General features: G+C 37.2%; 15 protein-coding genes, 11 tRNA genes and 1 riboswitch. Of the genes, 22 read left to right on the forward strand and 4 right to left on the reverse strand.

Features of this window, described 5'->3' with window-relative positions; genetic code table 11:
• Nucleotides 1-156: 156 nt before the first annotated feature.
• The 3 genes from RGQ13_RS09840 to RGQ13_RS09850 form a co-directional block, all read right to left on the reverse strand.
• A tRNA-Met gene (locus RGQ13_RS09840) sits at nucleotides 157-233 on the reverse strand.
• Between the two features lie 60 nt (nucleotides 234-293).
• Nucleotides 294-370 (reverse strand) — tRNA-Met (locus RGQ13_RS09845).
• A gap of 51 nt (nucleotides 371-421) precedes the next feature.
• Nucleotides 422-498, reverse strand: a tRNA-Met gene (locus tag RGQ13_RS09850).
• Between the two features lie 258 nt (nucleotides 499-756).
• On the opposite strand from RGQ13_RS09850, the gene rlmKL reads away from it, so the two are divergent.
• The 4 genes from rlmKL (at nucleotide 757) to RGQ13_RS09870 (ending at nucleotide 7,065) form a co-directional block, all read left to right on the forward strand.
• A complete protein-coding gene (gene rlmKL, locus RGQ13_RS09855) occupies nucleotides 757-2,883 on the forward strand; it encodes a bifunctional 23S rRNA (guanine(2069)-N(7))-methyltransferase RlmK/23S rRNA (guanine(2445)-N(2))-methyltransferase RlmL (RefSeq protein WP_348389589.1) in 2,127 nt (708 codons plus the stop codon).
• Nucleotides 2,884-3,096: 213 nt separating this feature from the next.
• Entirely contained in the window at nucleotides 3,097-3,342 is a 246-nt protein-coding gene (locus RGQ13_RS09860; protein WP_348389590.1) for a glutaredoxin family protein, read from the forward strand.
• The gene (gene uup / locus RGQ13_RS09865; RefSeq protein WP_348389591.1) at nucleotides 3,329-5,245 is read left to right on the forward strand and encodes an ATP-binding cassette ATPase Uup; all 1,917 of its coding nucleotides are present in this window, start codon (nucleotides 3,329-3,331) and stop codon (nucleotides 5,243-5,245) included. The genes RGQ13_RS09860 and uup overlap by 14 nt, the downstream gene beginning before the upstream one ends.
• Nucleotides 5,245-7,065, forward strand: coding sequence for a DUF3466 family protein (locus RGQ13_RS09870; protein ID WP_348389592.1), 1,821 nt, complete (start codon nucleotides 5,245-5,247; stop codon nucleotides 7,063-7,065). The genes uup and RGQ13_RS09870 overlap by 1 nt, the downstream gene beginning before the upstream one ends.
• A 91-nt stretch (nucleotides 7,066-7,156) precedes the next feature.
• Here RGQ13_RS09870 and fabA read toward each other — a convergent pair whose 3' ends face one another.
• Nucleotides 7,157-7,672: a bifunctional 3-hydroxydecanoyl-ACP dehydratase/trans-2-decenoyl-ACP isomerase gene (gene fabA, locus RGQ13_RS09875; RefSeq protein ID WP_348389593.1), complete on the reverse strand. Its 516-nt coding sequence runs from the start codon at nucleotides 7,670-7,672 to the stop codon at nucleotides 7,157-7,159.
• A 180-nt stretch (nucleotides 7,673-7,852) separates the two neighbouring features.
• Between fabA and RGQ13_RS09880 the strand changes: the two genes are divergently transcribed.
• The 18 genes from RGQ13_RS09880 (at nucleotide 7,853) to RGQ13_RS09965 (ending at nucleotide 18,606) form a co-directional block, all read left to right on the forward strand.
• On the forward strand, nucleotides 7,853-8,116 hold the full coding sequence (locus tag RGQ13_RS09880; protein WP_348389594.1) for a hypothetical protein: 264 nt from the start codon (nucleotides 7,853-7,855) through the stop codon (nucleotides 8,114-8,116).
• Nucleotides 8,117-8,197: 81 nt separating this feature from the next.
• Nucleotides 8,198-8,842, forward strand: a complete 645-nt coding sequence (gene uvrY, locus RGQ13_RS09885) for a UvrY/SirA/GacA family response regulator transcription factor (protein WP_348389595.1) — start codon at nucleotides 8,198-8,200, stop codon at nucleotides 8,840-8,842.
• A 46-nt stretch (nucleotides 8,843-8,888) separates the two neighbouring features.
• Complete coding sequence (uvrC, locus tag RGQ13_RS09890; protein ID WP_348389596.1) at nucleotides 8,889-10,727, forward strand: excinuclease ABC subunit UvrC; 1,839 nt, start codon at nucleotides 8,889-8,891, stop codon at nucleotides 10,725-10,727.
• A gap of 417 nt (nucleotides 10,728-11,144) precedes the next feature.
• Nucleotides 11,145-11,747 (forward strand): CDP-diacylglycerol--glycerol-3-phosphate 3-phosphatidyltransferase, encoded by a 603-nt coding sequence (gene pgsA, locus RGQ13_RS09895; protein WP_348389597.1) that lies wholly within the window; start codon nucleotides 11,145-11,147, stop codon nucleotides 11,745-11,747.
• A 180-nt stretch (nucleotides 11,748-11,927) separates the two neighbouring features.
• Nucleotides 11,928-12,003 (forward strand) — tRNA-Gly (locus RGQ13_RS09900).
• 42 nt (nucleotides 12,004-12,045) lie between these two features.
• Nucleotides 12,046-12,119: transfer RNA gene (locus RGQ13_RS09905), tRNA-Cys, on the forward strand.
• 5 nt (nucleotides 12,120-12,124) lie between these two features.
• A tRNA-Leu gene (locus RGQ13_RS09910) sits at nucleotides 12,125-12,211 on the forward strand.
• A 48-nt stretch (nucleotides 12,212-12,259) separates the two neighbouring features.
• Nucleotides 12,260-12,335, forward strand: a tRNA-Gly gene (locus RGQ13_RS09915).
• A 32-nt stretch (nucleotides 12,336-12,367) separates the two neighbouring features.
• Nucleotides 12,368-12,443: transfer RNA gene (locus tag RGQ13_RS09920), tRNA-Gly, on the forward strand.
• Between the two features lie 63 nt (nucleotides 12,444-12,506).
• Nucleotides 12,507-12,593: transfer RNA gene (locus RGQ13_RS09925), tRNA-Leu, on the forward strand.
• Nucleotides 12,594-12,629: 36 nt separating this feature from the next.
• Nucleotides 12,630-12,705, forward strand: a tRNA-Gly gene (locus tag RGQ13_RS09930).
• Between the two features lie 93 nt (nucleotides 12,706-12,798).
• Nucleotides 12,799-12,885: transfer RNA gene (locus tag RGQ13_RS09935), tRNA-Leu, on the forward strand.
• 404 nt (nucleotides 12,886-13,289) lie between these two features.
• Nucleotides 13,290-13,886: a DUF4136 domain-containing protein gene (locus RGQ13_RS09940; RefSeq protein ID WP_348389598.1), complete on the forward strand. Its 597-nt coding sequence runs from the start codon at nucleotides 13,290-13,292 to the stop codon at nucleotides 13,884-13,886.
• Between the two features lie 10 nt (nucleotides 13,887-13,896).
• Nucleotides 13,897-14,247 carry a purine nucleoside phosphoramidase gene (hinT, locus tag RGQ13_RS09945; protein ID WP_348389599.1) on the forward strand — a complete coding sequence of 117 codons (351 nt, stop codon included), beginning with the start codon at nucleotides 13,897-13,899 and terminating at the stop codon, nucleotides 14,245-14,247.
• Between the two features lie 148 nt (nucleotides 14,248-14,395).
• Nucleotides 14,396-14,527, forward strand: a riboswitch (TPP riboswitch).
• A gap of 84 nt (nucleotides 14,528-14,611) precedes the next feature.
• A complete protein-coding gene (locus RGQ13_RS09950) occupies nucleotides 14,612-16,738 on the forward strand; it encodes a TonB-dependent receptor (RefSeq protein WP_348389600.1) in 2,127 nt (708 codons plus the stop codon).
• Between the two features lie 96 nt (nucleotides 16,739-16,834).
• Nucleotides 16,835-17,101 (forward strand): hypothetical protein, encoded by a 267-nt coding sequence (locus RGQ13_RS09955; RefSeq protein ID WP_348389601.1) that lies wholly within the window; start codon nucleotides 16,835-16,837, stop codon nucleotides 17,099-17,101.
• Between the two features lie 10 nt (nucleotides 17,102-17,111).
• Entirely contained in the window at nucleotides 17,112-17,756 is a 645-nt protein-coding gene (pnuC, locus tag RGQ13_RS09960; RefSeq protein WP_348389602.1) for a nicotinamide riboside transporter PnuC, read from the forward strand.
• Nucleotides 17,740-18,606, forward strand: coding sequence for a phosphotransferase (locus RGQ13_RS09965; protein ID WP_348389603.1), 867 nt, complete (start codon nucleotides 17,740-17,742; stop codon nucleotides 18,604-18,606). The genes pnuC and RGQ13_RS09965 overlap by 17 nt, the downstream gene beginning before the upstream one ends.
• Nucleotides 18,607-18,650 lie beyond the last annotated feature (44 nt).

Consider the following 18,650-nt stretch of genomic DNA (forward strand, 5'->3'; position numbering starts at 1 on the left):
GCGTTTGCTGAGCATTGGTTGCGGGAGCCCTTAATTTGTAAAGTGTGAACTGACGACCTTCGGGTTATGCCTTTTAATTACCGCTGCAATGAATTTACCATACGTCAGAAACGAAAAAAGCCCGTTAGGGCTTCTTTTCGTAGTTTGATTGAGAATTGGTTGCGGGAGCCAGATTTGAACTGACGACCTTCGGGTTATGAGCCCGACGAGCTACCAGGCTGCTCCATCCCGCGTCCGTGGTTCTCTCAAACTAATTGTCATATTACATGCTTCTTTACTGGTAGATAAAGAATTGGTTGCGGGAGCCAGATTTGAACTGACGACCTTCGGGTTATGAGCCCGACGAGCTACCAGGCTGCTCCATCCCGCGCCTGTAATATGTTTGAATTCAGAAATTCTTTTTAGTTCCCTAAAGAAGAATTGGTTGCGGGAGCCAGATTTGAACTGACGACCTTCGGGTTATGAGCCCGACGAGCTACCAGGCTGCTCCATCCCGCGCCTGAATTCGAGGCGTACTATAAGGATTGCCTTATAGGATTGCAAGTAGATTTTACCATATTTATTAATTAAATTGATAATATGAATAATAATCAAACAACCGGTGTATTTTTGTTCTTAAATTGTATGAGAATTAGCTATCTCTGTAGAAGTGAGTGATTCAATATCCGAGATTAATTAGTTATTTAAAGTAATTGGCTAAGACAAATGATGGTAGGTCGTTTATAATCTGCGCCATCAAATGCTTTGGATCAACACATGAAACAATTTTTAGCTTTAACTTCTTTTGGCATAGAGTCACTATTAGCCGATGAAATAACCGCAATAGGCGGAAGTGAAGTAGTACAACGTCCCGAAGGCGTTCATTTTTCTGCATCTATGGAAACCGGTTATCTAGCTTGTTTAAAATCACGCTTAGCCAGTCGTATTCTTATTCGTATTGATGCACCGTCACCAGTAAAAGATAAAGACGCACTATATAAAGCTGCAAAAGATATTGATTGGACCGAGCATTTCACTAGCGAAGATTTTTTTGCAGTAGATTTTGTTGGTAAAAATGAGCACATACGTGATTCACAGTTTGGAGGTTTAATAGTAAAAGATGCTATTGTTGATTGTTTTAGAGACGCCGGTTTAGAAAGACCATCTGTTGAAAAAAACAATCCTGATATTCGAATTCAAGCCCGTCTACTTAGAAATGAAGTGACGCTTTATATTGATTTCTCTGGTCGTTCATTGTCTAAACGTGGTTACCGTGAAAATTCTGGTGCTGCACCTATTAAAGAAAACCTTGCCGCCGCGCTTGTAGTTCGCTCTGGTTGGTTAAATGATCCAAGCAAGCCGCTAGTTGATCCTATGTGTGGCTCTGGCACGTTATTGCTTGAAGCTGTTTCAATGGCTTCAGGCATGTATCCTGGCGTAGATAGAGCGCAGTGGGGCTTTAGTCGTTGGAAATTTCACGATGCAAGTTTATTCAGTCAACTTTTAGATACTGCCAAAGAAGAAACGGAGCAAGCATTAGCGAATAGTAAGGTTAAAGTGTTTGGCTTTGATATGGATGGCAGGGTAATGCAAACAGCGAAAGCGAATGCTCGCAGCGCAGGTCTTGGCCATATGATTGAATTCAAACAAGGGCGAGCTGAAGAACTTAAAAATCAATTCAATGAATCAGGTCATATTCTATTTAATCCACCTTATGGCGAACGTATTGGTTCATTACCAGAGCTTGTTTCGACATTTACCGAGCTTGGCAAAGTGTTCAAACAAGAATTTTTAGGTTGGAAAATAGGCCTTATAACCGCTAATGTTGAAATGCTTTCACTATTAAAGCTCTCAAGCTTTAAGCGTTATAAATTTAAAAATGGTCCGTTAGATTGCCAATTAGCATTATATAACATTGATGAAGGGCAATTAGACCGCACTCCAGTGCAATCTGATTTTTCTGGTCAGAATTCTGACTTTGCCAATCGCTTAAAGAAGAATGTTAAAGGTTTAAAATCTTGGCTTAAACAAAATGATGTTAATTGTTACCGTGTTTATGATGCTGACATTCCTGAGTTTAATGTTTCTATCGATATTTATGGTGATCATATTGTCCTGCACGAATATGCGCCGCCTAAAGACATAGATGAAGCTAAATCAGCACAACGTTTACAAGAAGCTATTTTTTGGGCTCCAAAAGTATTAAATATAGATCCCGATAAGGTTGCTTTAAAAGTAAGAAGTAAACAAAAAGGGAAAAACCAATACCAACAGTTAAGTAAAAGTAAAAAGTCGCTCGTAGTTAAAGAGTATGACGCTTTGCTAAAGGTTAACTTGTGGGATTATCTTGATACTGGTTTATTTTTGGATCACCGTAAAACCCGAAAGATCGTCGCGAAAAAATCTAAGGGTAAATCATTACTTAATCTTTTTGCTTATACCGGCTCTGTTTCATTACAAGCCGCTATTGCCGGTGCGGAGAAAGTAACTACGGTAGATATGTCTAAAACTTATTTAGACTGGGCACAAGATAACTTTGAATTAAATAAATTACGTGGTCATAAGTACGAGTTTATTCAAGCAGATTGTTTGCAGTGGTTAAAAGAAAATGCAAATAAATATGATGTTGTTTTTATTGATCCGCCAACTTTTTCAAATTCTAAACGTATGAACACCACGTTTGATGTACAGCGCGACCACATGGATTTAATTAAAACGGGAATGAAATCAGTGGCTGATAAAGGTGAATTAATTTTCACCAATAACAAGCGCGGCTTTAAAATGGACTTTGATGGTTTAAATCTTGTTGGCCTTAAAGCCGAATGCTTAACAGAAGTTACTCGTGATTTTGATTTTAAGCGTAACAAGCATATTCATAATAGCTGGTGTATTAGCCGTATGTGATACCAAGTTAATTACATATCTGCTCTTTTTTTATAGTTAAAACGAATAACTACTACGTTATAAAATCTATAAGTACGGAAGCATGGATGCTGCAGGTAGAGCGACGCAGGATGCCAAAGCCGAGAATAACTACTAACTAAATTTTATGCCTTGTATTTATCCGTTTATTCCTAATAAAAAAGTAGAACACATACATAATCAAATTGGTATAAAATGAAAACAACACAATATAATTTATATGGCACTGAAGGGTGTCATTTGTGCGAAATAGCTGAAGAAATATGCGTACAGCTTATTAGTAGAGATAATATTGAGTACGTAGATATTATTGAAGAACCTCGATTAGTCGAGTTATACGGCACAAGCATTCCCGTACTAGAACATTTAAACAGTCATATGGCCTTATATTGGCCATTTAATAAAGAACAATTACAAGAGTTTATCAGTGGAACTAATTAGAATTACTAACGCAGAACTAGCGTTCGGCGAAGATAAAATTCTCGCCAATACAGAATTTAGAATTCAAACAGGCGAACGTGTGTGTCTCGTTGGACGCAATGGCGCAGGTAAGTCGTCATTAATGAAAATCATTAATGGTATGCAAAACTTAGATGATGGCCAGATGGTTTTTACCAATAATATTAAAGTGGCCATGCTTGCACAAGATCCACCTAAATCAGAAGATACCACAGTTTTTGATTATGTGGCTCTTGGTTTAGAAATTAATGGCAAGCTTATTCGTCAGTATCACGAAATACTTAATGTTGTTGTTGAAGACCCTTCAGAGCAAAACTTGGAAAAAATGGCTAAAATCCAAGACAAGCTTGAACAAAATAATGCTTGGGAAGACGAGCAGCGTATCGAACAAGTATTAAGTAAGCTGCATTTAACACCTGATCAAAGTATCAAAGAGCTTTCTGGTGGTTGGTTAAGAAAAGTGGCATTAGCAAGAACTTTGGTAACGAACCCAGATGTATTATTGCTAGATGAACCGACTAACCATTTAGATATTACTAGTGTGCTGTGGTTAGAAAACTTCCTTAAGAACTATCACGGTACGATAATATTTATTAGTCATGATAGGGCATTTATTCGCTCGGTATCTTCTCGTATAGTTGATTTAGACCGTGGCATATTAACAAGTTACCCTGGTAACTATGATTTGTACCTTGAGCAAAAAGAAAATGACTTACAAGTTGAAGCTCAACAAAATCACTTGTTTGACAAAAAACTCGCTGAAGAAGAAGTATGGGTCCGCCAAGGCGTTAAAGCCCGTCGTACTCGTAATGAAGGTCGTGTTCGTGCTCTAGATAAGTTAAGAGATGAACGTAAAGCCCGTCGCGATGTTAAAAAACAAGACAATATGGTTCTTACTCAAGGTGACCGCTCTGGTAAATTAGTATTTGAATGTGAAAATTTAAATATGACCTTTACAGATAAAACCGTCATTAATAACCTCGACTTATTAATCACTCGTGGCGATCGTGTTGCCCTGATAGGTGGTAATGGTGTTGGTAAGTCAACATTATTAAAATTAATTACCGGTCAATACCAACAAACCTCTGGAAAAATGCGAAATGGCGTTAATTTAGAAATTGCTTATTTCGATCAGCATCGCGACCAACTAGATGTCAACATGACAGTACAAGATGCGGTATCAGAAGGTAAGCAAGAAGTGATGGTTAATGGTAAGCCGCGTCACGTACTTGGCTACTTACAAGATTTCTTATTTAGTCCTAAACGTGCGCGTACACCAGTTCGAGCCTTATCTGGTGGTGAAAGAAACCGTTTATTACTGGCTAAGCTATTTTTAAAGCCAAGTAATTTACTTATTCTCGATGAGCCAACCAATGATTTGGATATTGAAACCCTTGAATTATTAGAAATGGTAGTAGCAAATTACCCTGGCACCGTATTATTAGTAAGCCATGACCGTGATTTTGTAAATAATTGCGTAAATAGTTGTCTTTACTTTGACGGTAGCGGTGAAATAGGGCAAATTGTTGGTGGTTATAATGACGTTCAAGATTATTTATCTTACAAAGCGGAACAAAACGCAAAATTTACAATCAAAGACAAAACTAAAGAAAAAACACAGGCAAAAACAGTAGAAGCAAAAAAAGTTAAAAATAAGTTATCTTTTAAAGAAAAACATGAGTTAGAATCATTACCAGAATTATTGGAATCCCTTGAACAACAAGTGGATGTATATCAGTTACAAGTAAATGCAGCTGATTTTTACAACCAATCGTCAGATAAAACTCAAAAAGTATTAAAAGAATTACAAGAAGCTGAAGCCAAATATGAACAGGCTTTTGACCGTTGGCAAGAATTAGAAGAAATTCAAGAGAAAAGTAGTTAATGAAAACCTTGATAAAATCCGTTTTAGCGCTAAGCATTACCGGTGCTTTAATAGCACCTACAGCACATGCTGTAACATACACCATAGAAGATTTAGGTATTGTAACTCCGGTTGAGAATACCTACGGTATTGAACAAAATAATAATGGGCAAGTTTTACTGTCTGGTCAAACGACCTATAACTTCCCTGTCCAATTTCAATATTTTGATGAAGATGGCGACGACTTTGATGAAATAATCCGTTTAGCTAATAATACCCACGATCAGTTTTATGATTTATTTAGAATTGATGATGAGGCAGAAGATGCTCTACGTGCCGGTAACCCGGATGCTAATGCATTATCTTGGACTATTAGATGGTTGAGAGGTAAAGGTTCAACTTTCTATCAAAAGTACGGTGATGCACAAGTTTATATTTTTGAACCAAATACCGCCTCCGCAACTGAACTGCCTATTTTTGATGTTGCATTCGAAGACGCTTTTGAAGGTAATGAAAGCCTTACTCGTTCAACTATTGATGTAGCAAAAGGGATTACCGATGAAGGCTTGGTGTTTGGCCATTCATCTGCTCCTTTTTTACCATTACCTCCGTTCGATGATGGTGGTAGTGAGTTAGAAGTTCATTGGGTAAATGAATTTACCAGTCGAGGTTGGATTAAGAGTGTAGATGGCTCTATCAATTTCGAATTAACTCCTTTCACAGAGCTTGACCCTGAAACCAACCATTACGGTGGTTTGTCGGCTGTTAATGATATTGCATCGATCAATGGTAATACTATTGCAATTGGTACTTCAAGTGTTGGATTGAATCCAAATGCAGTAGAAGATCTTGAAGAAGAGGGTGACTATTGTGATGATCGTGAAGATGACCTCCCATTCGAAGCTTGTGTGCAAATAATTAGAGCAAATTTATATTACTCAAATGCCTTTAAATGGGAAGTTGATCCAACAGGTACTATTGTAACTACAACGGATTTAGGTCGCGGTGTTATCAATATCCATGAAGATGATAAACGCCCATTTACCAGTGCCGCGGTTAGTGTTAATGATAGTGGGATTATTGTTGGTTATTCTCACTTTTGGTGGGATGAAGATGAAACTACACCGAGCAGAGGAGAAAGCGTCGGTAGTTTTGCTGCGATCTTTAAAGACGATGAAATAATCGATTTTACTGACAGAGATGATTATTTTGAGTCAAGAGCATTAGATATTAATAACAATGGTATTTTTACCGGATACATGTACACATATGTAAATGGCAAAGCTAGGACGAAGTTTTATTACGCGAACGCTAATGAAGCTGAGATTACTCCAGTTTTTCCAATTGACTTTTTCAAGGGGTCATCTAGTTATCCGCATGGAATTAACAACAATGGCATGATCGTTGGTGAAGGTGAAGTGGAGGATTTCGTTGACAGCCCGAGTACTCCTCGACGCCGTCATGGTTTCTTATACAGTATAAATGATGATGCCTTTTATAATGTTAACCAATTTTTAAGCTGTGAAGATCAAGAAAAGTATGTAATTGTTGAAGCTAGGGATGTTAATGAAGAAAATGTGATACTTGGTACCGCATGGGTAAAAGCGCCTAAGTTAGATTCTAAAGGCGAACCTTTTTCAATTGATGGCGAAGTAATTCCTGATGCTGAGCAAGACGTATTAGTTGCTGTAAAATTAACGCCTACAGGAGAAGAGTTTCAAATAAACGATTGTTCTGAAGAACTTGGTGAGAAAACAGAACGAAGAGGGGCAAGCTTAGGTTTCTTATCAATACTTGCCGGTATGTCTTTATGGTTTAGAAGAAGAAAGTTTAATCATTAAACTTAGAAACACCAAAAAACAAAAAAGGAAGTCATATGACTTCCTTTTTCTTATCTGGTTCTAAATTATTTAGAACTGCGCAGCAGATCTATTAAAACTTAGATGTATCTTCAAATAAACCAACTTTTAAATCAGTTGCTTGATATATTACACGACCATCAACTTCTACAGTACCATCAGCTAAACCCATGAATAATTTACGCTTAATTACTCGTTTAAGGTCAATGCGGTACGTTACTTTTGAGGCTGTCGGTAATACTTGGCCAGTGAACTTAACTTCACCCACACCTAACGCTCTACCTAAACCTGGTCCACCTGACCATGCTAAGAAGAAGCCAACCAATTGCCACATTGCATCTAGACCCAAACAACCAGGCATTACCGGGTCGCCTTTAAAGTGACAATCGAAGAACCAAAGATCACGAGTGATATCTAGTTCGGCAATAATTTCACCTTTACCATATTTACCACCTTCATCAGTTATTTTAACGATGCGATCCATCATTAACATATTGTCGATAGGTAATTTGCTGTTTCCGGGACCAAATAATTCACCAGTACCTGCTTGAATTAGACCGGCTTTATCAAATGAGTTTTGTTTTGTCATGACTCTACTTTCTCAATTAAATGTGTAGATAAAGATAATTATCAGTCAATTACCTTTATCAAAAAAATCTGTTCGCTACTTTAGCGAACACTTGTACACTAAACAATAATTATTTGAAATAAATTGCAATTAGTTTGGTTATCCGTAACCATAGACATTATTTTTACAGAGGTAATGCCTATGACTAATAAGCCTAGCAAAAAAGCAGCATTAACCAATGCTGAGAAGCAAAAAAGATTTCGAGATAAGCAAAAAGACCATGGTAAAAAAGAGGTTAGAGGCTATTTAACCGCGGAAGCCATTGAATGTTATGCAAAAATTAGCGAACAAACTGATTGGAATGATAGTGTAATTTTATCAAATGCTATTAGAATAACTTATGCTGCTTATAAAAATGGTCAAATAGGTTTGCTTAATAACTGGCTTACTCAAAATAAACTTTAAATGAAAATATCACCGCAACACTATTTATGATATTTTTAAACTAATAAAAAAGAGCTATTAGCTCACAGTAGGGGAAATTAAGTGATCAAAGTATTATTAGTAGATGATCATGATTTAGTAAGAATGGGGATCAGACGTTTACTTGAAGATGCTTCAGGTATTGAAGTGGTTAGTGAAGTATCAACCGGTGAAGAAGCCGTACAGTACTGTCGCGCTAATGCTCCTGACGTTGTCCTTATGGATGTGAATATGCCTGGAATAGGGGGCTTAGAAGCAACTAAGAAAATTATTCGTTATAATCCAGATATAAAAGTTTTAATTTTAACTGTTCATGTAGAAGACCCTTTCCCAACTAAAGTCATGCAGATAGGAGCCTCTGGGTTTTTAACAAAAAATACTCCACCTCAAGAAATGATCCAGGCGATTAAAGCTGTTAAAAGTGGCCAACGCTACATTACCCCTGGGATAGCCCAACAAATGGCTCTGAGCCAGTTCAACAAACCGGATGAAAGCCCCTTTGCTTCTTTATCTGAACGTGAATTACAAATCATGATGATGATCACTCGCGGTGAGAAGGTGGTTGATATTTCGGATCAATTAAGTCTAAGCAGTAAAACTATCAACAGCTACCGTTATCGTATGTTTGATAAACTTTCTGTTAGTAATGATGTTGAACTAACACATTTAGCAATACGCTATGGCTTGCTAAATACAGAAATGTTGTAGGTTTTAATCCTAGAGAATTAGATTTAATAGTAAATTTGGTATATTGATGACAGAGCAAAGTAATGATTTTGACCATAAAGCTTTTTTATCAACGGTAACTGAGCAAAGCGGCGTATATCGCATGTATGATGGTGAACAAACTGTCATTTATGTAGGTAAAGCAAAAGATCTTAAAAACCGACTGAGTAGTTATTTTCGCAAAGACGTTGGCAATGTTAAAACCAGAGTTTTAGTCAGTCACATTAAAGCCATTGATGTCACCGTTACTCATACCGAGGGCGAAGCCCTTATTCTTGAAAATAATTATATTAAGAAATACCAGCCTAAATATAATGTTTTATTAAGAGATGACAAATCTTACCCTTATCTACTCATTAGCGCTCATAAGCATCCAAAACTTGGCTCTCACCGTGGCGGAAAGCGCACTAAAGGCGAGTACTTTGGTCCTTTTCCAACAGCGGGTGCTGTATGGGAAAGTCTTAGGTTAATGCAAAAACTGTTTCCAATCAGACAATGTGAGGACAGTTATTATCGTGCTCGTTCGAGACCTTGCTTACAATATCAATTGAAGCGTTGCTCTGCACCATGTGTTGGAAAAATATCCGATGAAGACTATCAGCAGCAAGTTAATTTAGCTCGATTATTCCTAAAAGGTAAAAATGACCAAGTTATAGGATCCCTGGTAAGTAATATGGAAGTAGCCAGTGAGCAATTGGACTTTGAAAGTGCAGCTAGATTTCGAGATCAAATTACGACACTAAGAAAAGTTCAACAGCAACAGTTTGTTAGTGGTACAACGGCAGAGTTGGATGTAATCGGTTTTTATCGATTAAAGAATCAAGCCTGTTTACATTTGTTATTTATACGCGACCAAAAAATTCTTGGCAGTAAAAGTTTCTTCCCAAATATCCCTGCCAATACAAGCGATGAAGAGGTTGTTGAAGCTTTTATAAGTCAGCACTATTTAGGTGAAGGTGTTGACCAAGATAACATTGCTAAAGAAATCATTTTGCCGCTTGCCTTTGAAACTCAAAAAGAAATAGCTGTGTTATTGTCACAGCAGGCTGAACGAGAAATTAAGTTGTCGGTTAATGTACGAACCGAGCGCTCGCGCTATTTAAAATTAGCTACGACAAATGCCGAAAATGCATTGAATGTAAAAAATAGCCATAAAGAGTCAATGCAAGCTCGCTTTAGAGATTTAAATAATGAATTTGAGTTATCTAAACCAATAGAGCGTCTCGAGTGTTTTGATATTAGTCATACTATGGGGCAACAAACGATTGCTTCTTGTGTGGTGTTTAATACAGATGGGCCACTAAAAAGTGACTATCGACGTTACAATGTCCATGGTATTACTCCAGGAGATGATTACGCCGCAATGTCTTTTGCCCTGAACAAACGTTACGGTAAAGTTACTGATGATGATAATTTACCCGATATCGTATTTATAGATGGCGGTAAAGGTCAATTAGCAAGAGCGGAAACGTTTTTTGCAGAACTTGATTTAACTAAAACTCCGATGCTTATTGGCGTAGCTAAAGGTGAGTCAAGAAAACCGGGTTTAGAAACCCTTATAATGGCCGGCTCTCACCAACTAATTTCTTTGCCAGCTATATCTCCAGCGTTACATTTAGTACAGCATATACGCGATGAGTCTCATCGATTTGCAATAGCAGGGCATAGAGCTAAAAGAGGCAAGGCAGCGACAAAGTCTACTTTAGAAGAAATTCCTGGTATTGGTGCTAAAAAGCGCCAAGCTCTGCTAAAGTATTTAGGTGGCTTACAAGAAGTCAAAAAGGCAACGGTAGAACAATTAATGAAAGTGCCCGGTATTAGTAAAGATTTAGCGACAAATATTTTCAATAGCTTGCATGATAATTGACATATACTAACTCTAATAATTAAATTAGCACCAGTTGAGATTAACTTGTTAGACTTGGTCTATACCCGTTACCATTCAAAGTGCGGGATTTCAGTGGGAGTTAAAAGCAATTTAGGCAAGGCATTTAATTGAGAGAATGGTTGTTCTCGGCTTTGGCATCCTGCGTCGCTCTACTTCCTGCATCCATGCAGTCACAGTTCAATTTAATAACGCTGCTTAAATTGCTTTTAAACCCATCAAAGAAGAGCTTGAGCAATTCCACTACTTCGTTGCAGCTATTTGTAAGGGAATAACCATTACTACATAACTGCGCCTTGTATTGGTATCGCTCAAGCTCTCTGAAACCTGCATCTTGATTGGTAACGGGTATATACATCATGTACAATGTATTCATAATAAAAAGCCAGTAGTAGATTTATGTGGACAATACCTAATCAAATAACCCTGTTTCGGATAATTTTAATCCCCGTCTTTGTTGTCGTGTTTTATATGCACGATATGATGCCTGATACATTTTCTAAAAATTGGTCTAATTTTGCATCGTTCGTAGTATTCTGGTTTGCTTCAGTAAGTGATGCTTTAGATGGTTACTTGGCACGTAAGTTAAAACAGTCTAGTAATTTTGGTGCATTTATAGATCCAGTGGCCGATAAACTCATGGTTACTATTGCTTTAGTTTTGATTGTTTCCGAATACCGTAACCTGTGGGTAACTGTTCCTGCATTAATCATGGTTGCTCGTGAAATTATCATTTCTGCACTAAGAGAGTTTATGGCTGATTTAGGTAAGCGTGGTAATGTTGCTGTATCTGAACTAGGTAAGTGGAAAACCGCAGCGCAAATGTTAGCTCTAATGGGATTAATTTGGAATCCTGATTACCCAATTCCACTAGGTTTATTTGATTTACCTGCCATTGTTATTAATTATGCCGCATGGGGCTTTTACTTTTTTGCTACAGTTTTTGCTTTTGTATCAATGTTTCAATATCTTAAAGCGGCATGGCCAGAGTTTTCAAAATAAATAATAAACATTTATTTACAATGCATGGTTAATAAAATTACAAAATTTAGCTAAAAAAACGACAGATTAGTCGTATTTTGAGCAAACAGAAAAAAATAGAAAAAAATTGAAAGTAAAGTGTTGACTCATCAAGAGAACGATGTAAAATGCGTTTCGTTGACAGGGAGTCAGCAATTGAAAGCGGCTGTAGCTCAGCTGGTAGAGCATCACGTTGCCAACGTGAATGTCACGAGTTCGAGTCTCGTTAGCCGCTCCAATTTTTCTAAGGAAGTACATCACCAACTAATTGATGAATATTGGCGGGTTGGCAGAGTGGCTATGCAGCGGATTGCAAATCCGTGGACCTCGATTCGACTTCGGGACCCGCCTCCACTTTTGCCCGGGTGGTGGAATTGGTAGACACACGGGATTTAAAATCCCGCGTCTTAACGGATGTGCCGGTTCAAGTCCGGCTCCGGGTACCATATTCTCCAATTATGTTGAATGTACAAAGAGTGTTTTATTTAAATTAAGCGGCTGTAGCTCAGCTGGTAGAGCATCACGTTGCCAACGTGAATGTCACGAGTTCGAGTCTCGTTAGCCGCTCCAATTTAAATGCAACACAAAATAGATTATATGAAGCGGCTGTAGCTCAGCTGGTAGAGCATCACGTTGCCAACGTGAATGTCACGAGTTCGAGTCTCGTTAGCCGCTCCAATCTAACAATTTGCTACTTAGTCATGTAGAAATGACAGGCATTATCCTTAATAGGAATACAATGCCCGGGTGGTGGAATTGGTAGACACACGGGATTTAAAATCCCGCGTCTTAACGGATGTGCCGGTTCAAGTCCGGCTCCGGGTACCATTTCTACAATGTATTAAGTAACAAGCTCTATATGAAGCGGCTGTAGCTCAGCTGGTAGAGCATCACGTTGCCAACGTGAATGTCACGAGTTCGAGTCTCGTTAGCCGCTCCAATTTCTCATTTATGACTCCATGTTTATACATTAAGTTGTGATTGACAGTAGGGAACCAATCTCTACTATAAAAAAGTCTTACCCAAATATAGTGCCCGGGTGGTGGAATTGGTAGACACACGGGATTTAAAATCCCGCGTCTTAACGGATGTGCCGGTTCAAGTCCGGCTCCGGGTACCATTTATTTAATTTCTTTAGATCTATATTTCAATTATATGTATTTGCTGAACTTGTTTCAGTATCTTAATTCTACATCGTTATTTAAATCCCGCGTGTTCTTAATACGTGCGATGCACCGGTTCAAGTCCGGCTCCGAGTACCATATACTTCTTCCTGAAGTGAATTTTTAAACAAAAAAATATAAAATCCAAACTATTAAACAAACGCCGTCATCCCATCACGAGCTCTAGCAAGATGTGAGACCTCCTGACGTATGCTGATATTTTTTAAAATCCATCATCACTCTCAAAAAGCGACGAACAAATAACCATTCTCGTATTCATTTAATTAAAAACTAAATAAATATACAATTTTGTATTATTCTTAGTACTATTAGACACATAGACTTTTATTGAGATGTATTTATGAAATTATCATATTTTAAATTAGCTGCTTTATTACTATTATTATCTGGTTGTGCCACAACTTATAACCCGGATATAGATTACAACCCGGAATATAACTTTAACCAGTTACAAACATTTGTTGTTTTAGATGATTTTGAAGCAAACCAGCAAGCGTCAAAAACTCTTAACCGTAATTTAAGCAGTTTAGACAATGATCGTTTAATTAAGGCGATAAGCAATACGCTAAAACAAAAAGGTATGATTGAAGCTGATAAAACTGACGCTGATATGCAAGTACGTTTCCAGTTAGTTACTAAGGATAAAACTCAACTTAGAACCTACAACACTGGCTTTTATCAATGTTGGCGCTGTAGAGGCCATTATGGATACGGTGGTATAGCTCCTGTACAACAGGTTGAAATTAAAGATTATGTTGAAGGTACCATTATTATTGATTTTGTCGATCCTGCAGAAGGAAAGTCAGTTTGGCGCTCTGTCGTGTCTAAAGCGATTAAGAAAACCAAGATACCTGTTGAAGAAAAACAAGCTAAAATACAAGAATTGGTTAATGCCATGCTAGTAAGTTTTAAAGCTCCTGTTTTGCCAGCCCAATAAAGGAATTGTAATGAATGAAGAAACCATATTTTCAAAAATAATTCGTCAAGAAATTCCAACACCTTTGTTGTATCAAGATGATTTGGTGACTGCTTTTCGTGATATTTCTCCAAAAGCTCCTAGTCATATTTTAATTATTCCTAACAAACTTATTCCAACGACTAATGATGTCGAAGAAGAAGATGAATTAACGCTTGGAAGAATGATCACCGTAGCTAAAAAACTAGCGCTTGAAGAGGGCATTAGTGAAGATGGTTATCGATTAATTATGAATTGCAATAATCATGGTGGGCAAGAGGTTTATCATATTCATATGCATTTGCTTGGCGGGAAACGATTAGGACCAATGCTATCGGTTTAAATTAATTTAATAGAACACTCTGTTAATAAGCCAGATATTTATCTGGCTTATGTGTTCTTGTAAGTAGATATCACAATATGTGTAGAGCAAAAGTTCAAATAATTATAGTTACAAGTATTTACAAAGTCTAAAAACTTGGTACTATTCGCACCGAGCCAGGGGGTGTTGTTATTTAATATGAATGACAACTGAGATGCACTTCACAATTAACTATTGTAAAAGCAAACCCTTTGAACCTGAACCGGATAATACCGGCGTAGGGATGGTTAAGAAAACAAGGGGCTTGTTTTTGTGTAGCTTCACAATTTTCTATATTTCCTTCTTTGTGCCGGATCTCCATTATAAAATTAATATGAGATCTGTAATGAATCTTCAAAACGCTTTTAAAGCTACTAAATCATCTTTAGCTACTGCTATTACATTGGCTTTAATTCCAACAACTGTACTTGCCCAAACAACGACTGAAGCTGAATTAGACAAAGACCTTGAAGTTATTCAAGTAGTCGGCGATTTTCGTGAACAAAACTTGCAAAAAACGGCATCGTCTTTATCAGTCGTTAATAATGATGATATAGCCCTGCGTAACGCGCAAAACCTTGAAGAAATTGTCCTAGCTACACCCAATGTGAATTTTTCCAGTGGTTCAAGTCGTGCCCGTTATTATCAAATTCGTGGTATAGGTGAACGTAGTCAGTTTAAAGAGCCAATTAACCCATCGGTTGGTGTCATAATTGATGAAGTAGATTTCACCGGAATTGGTAGTGCAACGTCATTATATGACGTTAAGCAAGTAGAAATTTTTAGGGGCCCTCAGGGAACTAAATTTGGCGCAAGTGCAATGGCTGGTGTCATTAATATTACTACCTTTGATCCGGCTCAAGACTTTGAAGGCTCTGTTAAAGTAATGGCGGGTAATTATAATTCTTCATCATTAGGTCTGATGTTATCAGGCCCTGCAACCGATAAACTTGGGTATCGCTTTGCTATAGAACAATTTCAAAGTGATGGATTTATTGAAAATACTTATTTGGATAAAGAAGATACCAATAATAAAGACGAATTAACTGTCCGAACTAAACTTCAATACAAACCAACAAACGATTTAATAATCGATATGTCATTATTCTATTTAGATTTTGATAATGGCTATGACGCGTTTTCTTTAGATAATAACCGCGAAACCTTATCTGATCAGCCAGGGTTCGATACTCAAGAGACCGTAGCTACGAGTGTAAAAGCTACTTATAGTGGTTTAAACACTTTCGATGTAGTCACAATAGTCAGTTATGCCGATTCAGATCTTGACTATGGTTATGATGAGGATTGGAGTAATGCTGAACTATGTCTAGAAAATGATTGCCCTTGGGGAGATTACTCTTCAACAGATCATTATTTTCGAGAAAAAACGACATCGACACAAGAGCTTAGATTAGTTTCAAAACCCGATCATCAAATACTTGCCAATACAACATCTTGGGTTGCTGGAATTTATCACAAAACTGAAGATGAAGATTTACTGCGTCAATATACCTACAATGATGGTGATTATTTATCAGAATTTGAAGCTACTACTATTGCTGGTTTTGTTCAGCTAGACAGTAAACTTTCAAATAATTTAACTTTAACAACCGGTATTCGTTTTGAAGACAGAGATGCTGATTATAGTAATTCAGAAGGTACGTCGTTTGAGCCTTCCGATTCTATGGTAGGCGGTAAAGTTGTTTTAGCTTATGAAGCAACAGATGATAGCTTAGTGTATGGCTCGGTTAACCGCGGATTTAAAGCCGGCGGGGTTAATTCAACGGGAAGTTTAAGCGATGAAAATCGTGAATTCGAACCTGAATATGTAATGAATTACGAATTAGGCTTAAAACAAAACTATCTAGATGGTGATGCTTACGCTCGTTTTGCAATATTTTATATGGATAGAACTGACATGCAAGTTAGCACCTATGCAGCCAACAAACGTCCAGACGGTAGTGAAGAATTTATTACTTACTTAGATAACGCGGCTGAAGGCACTAACCAAGGTATTGAAATTGATGCTGCTTGGAATATAAGCGACTCTTTTGAAGTGTATGGCGCGTTTGGTTTATTAGATTCTGAATACGTAGATTTTATTAATGGTAATGGTGATGACTTATCCGGTCGAGAACAAGCTCATGCGCCAAAATATCAATACAATGTAGGTGTTAATTACTATGTGAATGATCAATGGTTAGTGAATGTGAATGTAGATGGTAAAGATGAATATTTCTTTTCAGATACTCATGAAGAAAAATCTGATGCCATTGATTTAGTAAATGCATCAATCACCTATTTCCAAGACAGCTGGCAAGTTAAGCTGTGGGGCCGCAACATTACAGATAAAGATTATCAGACCCGTGGTTTTTATTTTGGTAATGATCCTCGCGATAGCTATACTGCAAAGGGATATTATCAGTTAGCTGCACCGGCTGAGTTTGGTGTTACATTAGATTATCAATTTTAATCTTAATAAGTTTAGCAGGGCGGTTATAATCGGTTAATCGTCTTCGTTTAATGAAGTAAGTTGCTTTAGCGCTTACTTCTTCACATTGAGAAAGTTATGCAAATATCCATAGAAATAAGCTTATATCCATTAGCTGAAGATAAATTTAAAGCAGAGATTTGGTCGTTTATACGTACACTACGACACGTTGATGGTTTGAAAGTAGTAACAAATGGTATGAGTACGCAAGTATTTGGTGAGTATGATCTTACTGTAGCTACGGTTATGAAAGAAATAAAACAAGTGCATGAAACAATTGGTAGTGCGGTATTTGTTTGCAAATTTATAAGTGGCGATCGTAGCGTGCCTGAAGCTGAAATATAACGATAAATTTATGGAAAATATTCTTAATTATTTTATCGGCTTACCTTTTTGGGAGTTATTGGCTGTAGGATTGTCAATCGCCTATGTGGTTTTAGTCGCTGTTAATAATAGTTGGTGTTGGCCCGCAGCATTTATCAGTACGTTGATATTTACCATCATATTTTATGATGTGTCGTTATTGATGGAGTCATTACTTAGCGTTTATTACATGGCAATGGCAGTATATGGTTGGTATCGCTGGCAAAATTCTGATGTGCTTACCGCAAACAATACGCTGCCAGTCTGTACGTGGTCATTAATAAAGCATATTAAATTGATCAGCATATTGGTTTTATTAAGCCTTGTATTAGGGTGGGGAATGGATAACTTTACCCATGCAGATTTCGCCTACCTTGATACATTTACCACGGTATTTGCTATCTCAACCACCTATTTAGTTACCATAAAGCTACTTGAAAACTGGTTGTATTGGTTTGTGATCAATAGCGTTTCATTATTTTTGTATTTGCAAAAAGGACTTGAGCCAACAGCAGTACTTGCCGCGTTTAATATTTTGATGTGTGTGGTTGGTTTTATTAATTGGTACAAATTATATAAAACTGAGCAGCTCAGTATCGCTGTTGTTATAGAGGACAACCGTGTTATCTCTAGATGATATTTTATCTACAAGTCTCTATTTGGATAGGCATGTTCAAGTCGTTAAACTTAGTAATGGTTTAAGTCATCAGTGTTTCAAAGTTACAAAACAGGGAGTTAACGTATTTCTTAAAGTTTTTTTGAAAAAAACTGACATCTCAGCAGAGCAATGGCAACTACAAATAGATGTACAAACTCAAGCAGCAAATATTGGCTTAGGTCCAAAAATAATTGAAAGCAGTTACGTAAAAGGCTACTTAATTACTGAATTTATTGATGGTAAGTCACTTAGATTAACTGATTTATCGTTACCACATAAATTGTCCCATGCTGCTAAAGTAATTTATCAATGCCAACAATTAAAAAGCTCGATGTCAGTATTCCAACCACAGAGCATTATTTCCCATCTTTTAACAAATGCTAAGCTTAGTGATGAAAAAGAACGACGTATTAAACATTTATCAGATAAACTTTTATCCACTTTATCGATAGACCATAACCGTCTTGTACTTAGCCATGGAGATGTTAATTTTGATAATATTATGGTTTATCAGCAACTACCCTGGTTAATTGATTGGGAGTACTGCGTACTTGCAGAGCCTGAGTTTGATTTAGGTATGTGCTTGGCAATTAACAATATTGATCACCACTGGCACCAGTCTTTGATTAGTCATTTCAATAGTCATTCTGCAGAAATTCAGCATACGGCTTACTCAGCAACTCCAACAAAAGTAACGCGGTACTATGAAATTAGCATTATAATCAATGCATTATGGTTTTACAGTCAAAAACATCAAGTTAGAAAAACCTCCTTAGGCAATCTACATCAACAGTCAATTTATGCCCTAGATGAGTTATTAAGCAAATAAATTTTGCGGCAAATAGCACTATAGTTACGATTAATTACAGTGTG

Origin of the sequence: Thalassotalea psychrophila (assembly GCF_031583595.1) — a bacterium.
GTDB lineage: Bacteria > Pseudomonadota > Gammaproteobacteria > Enterobacterales > Alteromonadaceae > Thalassotalea_A > Thalassotalea_A psychrophila.